Origin of the sequence: Kitasatospora sp. NPDC127121, assembly GCF_042677305.1 — a bacterium.
Taxonomy (GTDB): Bacteria; Actinomycetota; Actinomycetes; order Streptomycetales; family Streptomycetaceae; genus Kitasatospora.
Genome location: NZ_JBHXTQ010000008.1, coordinates 53145 through 60417, shown reverse-complemented (window position 1 = coordinate 60417; position 7273 = coordinate 53145). Strand labels below are relative to the sequence as shown.

Here is a 7273-nt window from a genome sequence, read left to right as displayed (position 1 = left end):
GGGGTTGGGGCCGGGGGGTCGCTGGGCGCCGGGGTGCACCCCCCGGGGCCCGCCTCCGCGTTCCACACCGTTGTCGCGGCTACTGGCCGGCGACGTCCGGAGTGACCGGGTCCGGCCCCATGTGCGGATCGGCCTCCAGCGGTACGTTCTGGCCGCTCGACTGGTCGGTCACCGTCCGCCCGGCCAGTGGCGAGCGCAGATCGGCGGTCACCGACTGCCGCTTGGCCAGCGCGTTGCAGACCTGCCCGGGCTGCACCGGCGCCGCCACCACGATCCTGACGTCCACCCGGCCGGGGTGCGACTCGTCCGCCTTCAGCGCGTACTTCTGGCAGACCCCGCCGAAGAAGTAGACGGTCAGCCCGTTGCTGCCGTCCACCCGGTAGGAGACCGCCGGGCGCGCCCCAGACCCGGCCGGGTCGGGCTCGCCCACCGCGATCCCGGGGCCCGGGGGAGTGCCCCCGGAGCCGGCCGTCGACGGCTGCCCAGGGGCGGGCGAGGCCGGGGTGGGGGCCCACTTGGTCGGCGGTGTCTGGCCGGGCTGGTCCGACGTGGCCGACGGGCTCGCCGCCGGAGCCGTCGGAGCCGGCGCGGACGGGGCGCCGGAGGACGCCGGGGCCTCCGGGGAGGCGCTCGCGCCCGCCGAGGTCGTGGCCACGCCGCCCGCCGCCGCGTCCGAGGAGGTCTTGCCGTCCCCGTTGCACCCGGCCACCGTCACCACCGCCGCCAGCGCCAGGCCCGCCAGGGCCACCGCCCGCCGACCGCGCCGGGGCATCGTCTCCAGGTCCATCTGCACATCCTCCCGAGGGCTCAGCGGTGCCGCCCGCTCGGCCGCTCCGCGCGGATGTGACGTGACCCGGTCGGATCCGGTTCCACCCGCCCCGGGCCGGGGCGGGCGCCGGGTCACATGTCGTACTCGGCCATCCCGGCGACCAGCCGCTGCGCGTCGGACGGCACCCGGAACCCCTCCCGGGCGGGCGCGGCCGGCTCGGGACCGGTCGCCAGCAGCGGCCAGAACCGGCGCAGCCGCCGGGACGAACTCACCAGCGCGTCGAGGCTCTCGCCGTCGGCTTCGGTCCGGAGGGCGGACAGCGGGGCGTGGCTGGGCATCATCGGGCATCGCTCCGATCCATGGCCGTGGCCGCACTGCCACGGTCGACGACGGGGCCCGCCCGGCTCGGCGGGGCCCCTGCTGCCGACCCTAGGCCGGGGTTCGGCCCACCCACCAGTGCTACCCGGAGGTAGTACACGTTCGACGGTGACGGGTGCCACGATGGCACTGCGGGCCGGCGGATTGCGGCGGTCTTGCTGCGGCCCGCCCCGAGCCCGGTACCGTGTGTGGGTTCACCCGTGCTTGCCCGTTGGCCCCGCAGCCATCCTGAGGAGACCTCCCGTGCGTATCGCCGTCGCCGGCTCGATCGCCACCGACCACCTGATGACGTTCCCCGGTCGGTTCGCCGACCAGCTCGTCGCCGAGCAGCTGCACACCGTGTCGCTGTCCTTCCTGGTCGACACCCTGGACATCCGCCGCGGCGGAGTCGCGCCGAACATCGCGTTCGGCATGGGCGTGCTCGGGCTCCGCCCGATCCTGGTCGGCGCGGCCGGCGCGGACTTCGCCGAGTACCGCAGCTGGCTGGAGCGCAACAACGTGGACTGCAACTCCGTCCACATCTCCGAGACCCGGCACACCGCCCGCTTCATGTGCACCACGGACGAGGACCACAACCAGATCGCCTCGTTCTACACCGGTGCCATGGCGGAGGCCCGCAACATCGAGCTCAAGCCGATCGCCGACCGCGTCGGCGGCCTCGACCTCGTCCTGATCGGTGCCGACGACCCGCAGGGCATGGTGCGCCACACCCAGGAGTGCCGCACCCGCGGCTTCGCCTTCGCCGCCGACCCCTCCCAGCAGCTGGCCCGCCTGGACGGCGACGACATCCGCGACATCGTCGACGGCGCCGCGTACCTCTTCACCAACGAGTACGAGGCCGCGCTGATCGAGAGCAAGACCGGCTGGGACGCCGAGGAGATCCTCACCCGGGTCGGTACCCGGATCACCACCCTGGGCAGCAAGGGCGTGCGGATCGAGCGCAAGGGCGAGGCGGCGATCCTGGTCGGCTGCGCCGCCGAGGAGGCGAAGGTCGACCCGACCGGCGTCGGCGACGCCTTCCGGGCCGGCTTCCTGACCGGCCTGTCCTGGCAGCTCGACCTGGAGCGCGCCGCCCAGCTCGGCTGCATGCTCGCCACCCTGGTGATCGAGACCGTCGGCACCCAGGAGTACGAGCTGCGCCCGACCGCCTTCCTGAAGCGCTTCGAGGACGCCTACGGCGCCGAGGCCGCCGCGGACGTCCGCGCGCACCTGGTCAAGTAGTCCGCCGGACGACGAGGTAGGCCGAGCCCCGGTCGCCGCCGTAGTCGGCGGCCGGGGCCTCGCCCGCGTACTCCTGACCGCGCATCCCGCACCAGGCCGGGATGTCCAGCCGGGCCGCCTCGTCGTCCGCGAGCACGGCGACCGTGCCGCCCTCCGGCACCTCGCCGATCCGCTTCGCCAGCTCGATCACCGGCAGCGGGCAGCGCTTGCCCAGCGCGTCGATCACCAGCAGGGGCCCGGCCGCCGGCTCCGGCTCCGGGGCCGGCAGGTCCAGCCCGAGCGGCGCCCGGACGCCAGCGACCAGCTCCGGCAGCACGGTGAGGAAGCGTTCGACGTCGGCCTCGGCCGTCCCGGGCGGCAGCGAGACCCGGACGTTCCCCTCGGTGAGCACCCCCATCGCGGCCAGCACATGGCTCGGCGTCAGGGTGGAGGAGGTGCAGGAGGAGCCGGAGGAGACCGCGAAGCCCGCCCGGTCCAGTTCGGTGAGCAGCACCTCGCCGTCCACGTACAGGCAGGAGAAGGTGACGATGTGCGGCAGCCGCCGCACCGGGTCGCCGACCACCTCCACCTCGGGCACCAGCTGCGGCACCCGGGCCCGGATGCGCTCCACCAGCGCGTGGAGCCGGGCGTTCTCCCGCGCGGCCTCGGCCCGGACGGCCCGCAGCGAGGCGGCCGCGGCGACGATCGCCGGGACGTTGACGTAGCCGGGCACCCGCCCGCCCTCGCGTTCGTCGGCCGGCAGCGGCGAGGCGTACCGGACGCCCTTGCGCACCGCCAGCACCCCGACGCCGGGCGGCCCGCCCCACTTGTGCGCGCTGGCGGTCAGCAGCGACCAGCCCGCCGGGACGTCCATCCGCCCGACGCTCTGCGCGGCGTCGACCAGCAGCGGGACACCGGCCTCGCGGCAGTGTCCGGCGACCTCGCCGACCGGCTGGACCGTCCCCACCTCGTGGTTGGCGCTCTGCAGGACGGCCAGCGCGGTGTCCGCGCGCAGCAGCGCGGCGAACACGTCCGGGTCGACCCGTCCAGCGCGGTCCACCGGCGCCACCGAGACGGTGCCCCCGCCCGCCTCCTGACGCTCGGCGACGTGCAGCACGCTGGAGTGCTCGACCGCCGAGTGCACCAGGTGGCCGCCGCGCCGCCGGTGGCCGGCCAGCGCGCCCAGCATGCCGAGTTGCACCGCCTGCGTCCCGCTAGCGGTGAAGGAGATCTCGTCCGCCCGGGCGCCCAGGGCCTCGGCCACCGTCTCGCGGGCGGCGTCCAGCAGCATCCGGGCCTGCCGGCCGGAGCGGTACAGCCGGGCCGGATCGGCCCAGCCCTCGTCCAGGGCGGCGGTCAGCGCCTGCCGTGCGACGGGGTGCAGAGGGGCCGTCGAGGCCGCGTCGAAGTACACGGTCACATTTAACGACACACCCGGAGCCGTTCCGGTCCGACGACATCGCTTACCGGCCGTCAGTCGATCACCCCGAATGTCCGCTTCGTCCGCGTCCGACGGACCGTCACCCGCGTAGTTCGAGGTCATCCCCCGATCGGGCGTAAGGACCTCGAATGCCTACGATGACCTGCGACGCAGCCCCTGCCGGGCCTGATCGGGCGACCGGGCGGCGCGTTACCGGGGGCTGCCCGTCAGGAGCGCATAAGGCTGGAGTAGGGTTTGGCCCGCATAAGCATTCAAACCGTGCCCGTGGACGGGTCGCCGGGGAGGCTCACAATCCTCCGCGGGGCGACGCGAAGGCGGGCGAGACTTCGGGAAGGCGCTACGTGAGTCCCAACGGCTCCGACCGCTCGCCGCGGCGCACGATGCGGCGGAAGCTGCCTCAGGCGCTGGCACTGGGCCTCGTCATCGCGACCGCCACCGGCTGCTCGGCCAACGACCTCCCCAGGCTTGGCCTCCCGAGCCCCGTCACCAAGGAAGGGCCGATGGTCCTCCAGATGTGGCAGGGCTCCTGGATCGCGGCGCTGGTGGTCGGCGTACTGATGTGGGGTCTGATCATCTGGAGCGTGATCTTCCACCGGCGCAGCCGCACCGGCGTGGAGGTCCCCCCGCAGACCCGGTACAACGTGCCCATCGAGGCGCTCTACACCGCGGTCCCCATCATCATCGTCTCGGTGCTCTTCTACTTCGTCGCCCGCGACGAGTCGAAGCTGATCGCCGTCTCCGAGAAGCCGCAGCACACGGTCAACGTGGTCGGCTTCCAGTGGAGCTGGGCGTTCAACTACGAGAACACCGAGAACCCCGACCCGGCCAACAAGGACGCCGCGTACGACGTCGGTACGCCCAGGGACGTTCCGACGCTCTGGCTGCCGGTCAACGAGTCGGTGCAGTTCCGGCTGACCTCGCGTGACGTCATCCACGACTTCTGGCCCGTCAACTTCATGATGAAGATGGACGTCGTGCCGGGCGTGGTGAACAGGTTCGAGGTCACCCCCACCGTCAAGGGCGAGTACATGGGCAAGTGCGCGGAGCTCTGTGGCGTCGACCACTCGCGCATGCTGTTCAACGTCAAGGTCGTCGACCGCGCCGACTACGACAAGCACCTGGCGGACCTCCGGGCCAAGGGCCAGACCGGCGCGTTGCCCTCCGGCATCACGACCATGGGAAGTGAAGAGAAGTGACCATCCTCAACGAGCCCGCCGCGGCCGGCGGGGGCGCCGGGGCCGTCACGGTCGGGGCGCAGCGGACCCGCAAGCCGGGTTCGACCATCATCAAGTGGCTGACCACCACCGACCACAAGACGATCGGCACCCTGTACCTGGGCACGTCGTTCGCCTTCTTCCTGATCGGCGGCATCCTCGCGCTGGTCATGCGCGCCGAGCTGGCTCGTCCCGGGACCCAGATCCTGTCGAACGAGCAGTTCAACCAGGCGTTCACGATGCACGGCACGATCATGCTGCTGATGTTCGCGACGCCGCTGTTCGCCGGCTTCGCGAACTGGATCATGCCGCTCCAGATCGGCGCCCCGGACGTGGCGTTCCCGCGTCTGAACATGTTCGCGTACTGGCTGTACCTCTTCGGCTCGACCATCGCGGTGGCGGGCTTCCTGACCCCGAACGGCGCGGCCAACTTCGGCTGGTTCGCCTACTCCCCGCTGTCGGACGCGGTCCGTTCGCCGGGCGTCGGCGCCGACATGTGGATCATGGGCCTGGCCTTCTCCGGCTTCGGCACGATCCTCGGTGCGGTCAACTTCATCACCACGATCATCTGCATGCGCGCCCCCGGCATGACGATGTTCCGGATGTCGATCTTCGTCTGGAACGTCCTGCTGACCGCCGTGCTGGTCCTGCTGGCCTTCCCGGTCCTGGCCGCCGCGCTGTTCGCCCTGGAGGCGGACCGTAAATTCGGGGCCCACGTATTCGATCCCGCCAACGGCGGGGCGATGCTGTGGCAACACCTGTTCTGGTTCTTCGGCCACCCCGAGGTGTACATCATCGCGCTGCCGTTCTTCGGCATCGTGTCGGAGATCATCCCGGTCTTCAGCCGCAAGCCGATGTTCGGCTACTCCGGCCTGATCGCGGCCACCATCGCGATCGCCGGTCTGTCGGTGACGGTGTGGGCGCACCACATGTACGTCACCGGGCAGGTGCTGCTGCCGTTCTTCTCCTTCATGACCTTCCTGATCGCGGTCCCGACCGGTGTGAAGTTCTTCAACTGGGTCGGCACCATGTGGAAGGGCTCGCTGAGCTTCGAGACGCCGATGCTCTGGACGGTCGGCTTCCTGGTCACCTTCCTCTTCGGTGGTCTGACCGGTGTGCTGCTGGCCTCCCCGCCGATCGACTTCCACGTCTCGGACTCGTACTTCGTCGTCGCCCACTTCCACTACGTGGTCTTCGGCACCGTCGTCTTCGCGATGTTCGCCGGCTTCCACTTCTGGTGGCCGAAGATGACCGGCAAGATGCTGGACGAGCGCCTCGGCAAGATCACCTTCTGGACGCTGTTCTTCGGCTTCCACACCACCTTCCTGGTCCAGCACTGGCTCGGCGCGGAGGGCATGCCCCGCCGCTACGCCGACTACCTGGCCTCGGACGGCTTCACCACGCTGAACACCGTCTCGACCATCGGCTCGTTCGTGCTCGGCGCCTCGATGCTGCCGTTCCTCTACAACGTGTGGAAGACGGCCAAGTACGGCGAGAAGGTCGAGGTCGACGACCCGTGGGGCTACGGCCGCTCGCTGGAGTGGGCGACCTCCTGCCCGCCGCCGCGGCACAACTTCCTCACCCTGCCCCGGATCCGCTCCGAATCCCCGGCCTTCGACCTCCACCACCCGGAGATCGCCGCGCTGGACTACCTGGAGAACCACGGTGAGCCGGCCAAGCACCTCGCCGGCGTGACCCCGGCGAAGTACGACGCCCCGAAGCTGGACAAGGGCAAGAAGGAGGGCGACGTCTGATGAAGGAACAGGGAAAGATCTTCCTCGGGCTGGCGGTCTTCGTCCTCGCGATGGCCGTCACCTACGGCCTGTGGACCAACCACTCGGAGCACGGGATCGAGGCGGCCGGCACCACGGCGCTGTTCCTCGCCTTCGCGCTCTGCGCCTTCATCGGGTACTACCTCGCCTTCACCGCCCGCCGGGTGGACAGCGGCGCGGGTGACAACCCCGAGGCCGAGGTGGCGGACGACGCCGGCGAGCTGGGCTTCTTCGCCCCGCACAGCTGGCAGCCGCTCTCCCTGGCGATCGGCGGCTCGCTGGCGTTCCTCGGAGTGATCTTCGGCTGGTGGCTGCTGTTCTGGTCGATCCCGATCATCCTGATCGGCCTCTTCGGCTGGGTCTTCGAGTTCTACCGGGGCGAGAACCAGAACCAGTAGGTTCCCGGGTTCCGCCGACGACGACAGGGCCGGTCCTCCCGCATGGGGAGGACCGGCCCCGTTGCGTCTCCAGGGTGACGAACTCACTCACCCGGGTGAAC

At 71.1% G+C, this 7273-nt stretch carries 7 protein-coding genes; 4 read left to right on the top strand and 3 right to left on the bottom strand.

Annotation, left to right across the window (positions count from 1 at the left end; translation table 11 throughout):
- Positions 1 to 79 precede the first annotated feature (79 nt).
- Complete coding sequence (locus ACFVHI_RS07205; RefSeq protein ID WP_063347295.1) at positions 80 to 787, bottom strand: hypothetical protein; 708 nt, start codon at positions 785 to 787, stop codon at positions 80 to 82.
- Between the two features lie 113 nt (positions 788 to 900).
- Complete coding sequence (locus ACFVHI_RS07200; RefSeq protein ID WP_063347294.1) at positions 901 to 1110, bottom strand: hypothetical protein; 210 nt, start codon at positions 1108 to 1110, stop codon at positions 901 to 903.
- A 280-nt stretch (positions 1111 to 1390) separates the two neighbouring features.
- Between ACFVHI_RS07200 and ACFVHI_RS07195 the strand changes: the two genes are divergently transcribed.
- The gene (locus ACFVHI_RS07195) at positions 1391 to 2368 is read left to right on the top strand and encodes a carbohydrate kinase family protein (RefSeq protein ID WP_063347293.1); all 978 of its coding nucleotides are present in this window, start codon (positions 1391 to 1393) and stop codon (positions 2366 to 2368) included.
- Here ACFVHI_RS07195 and ACFVHI_RS07190 read toward each other — a convergent pair.
- Positions 2361 to 3761, bottom strand: coding sequence for a cysteine desulfurase/sulfurtransferase TusA family protein (locus tag ACFVHI_RS07190; protein WP_063351057.1), 1401 nt, complete (start codon positions 3759 to 3761; stop codon positions 2361 to 2363). The genes ACFVHI_RS07195 and ACFVHI_RS07190 overlap by 8 nt on opposite strands.
- A gap of 368 nt (positions 3762 to 4129) precedes the next feature.
- On the opposite strand from ACFVHI_RS07190, the gene coxB reads away from it, so the two are divergent.
- The 3 genes from coxB to ACFVHI_RS07175 are packed head-to-tail and all read left to right on the top strand — an operon-like array spanning position 4130 to position 7172.
- Complete coding sequence (gene coxB, locus ACFVHI_RS07185) at positions 4130 to 4984, top strand: cytochrome c oxidase subunit II (protein WP_063347292.1); 855 nt, start codon at positions 4130 to 4132, stop codon at positions 4982 to 4984.
- A complete protein-coding gene (ctaD, locus tag ACFVHI_RS07180) occupies positions 4981 to 6756 on the top strand; it encodes a cytochrome c oxidase subunit I (protein ID WP_063347291.1) in 1776 nt (591 codons plus the stop codon). Before coxB ends, ctaD begins: the two co-directional genes overlap by 4 nt.
- Positions 6756 to 7172 carry a cytochrome c oxidase subunit 4 gene (locus ACFVHI_RS07175; protein WP_063347290.1) on the top strand — a complete coding sequence of 139 codons (417 nt, stop codon included), beginning with the start codon at positions 6756 to 6758 and terminating at the stop codon, positions 7170 to 7172. Before ctaD ends, ACFVHI_RS07175 begins: the two co-directional genes overlap by 1 nt.
- Positions 7173 to 7273: the final 101 nt, after the last annotated feature.

Excerpts from the sequence above, each read along its gene's own strand:
- ACFVHI_RS07200 (WP_063347294.1), bottom strand. The coding sequence starts at position 1,110 with ATGATGCCCAGCCACGCCCCGCTGTCCGCCCTCCGGACCGAAGCCGAC.
- ACFVHI_RS07175 (WP_063347290.1), top strand. The coding sequence starts at position 6,756 with ATGAAGGAACAGGGAAAGATCTTCCTCGGGCTGGCGGTCTTCGTCCTC.
- ACFVHI_RS07205 (WP_063347295.1), bottom strand. The coding sequence starts at position 787 with ATGGACCTGGAGACGATGCCCCGGCGCGGTCGGCGGGCGGTGGCCCTG.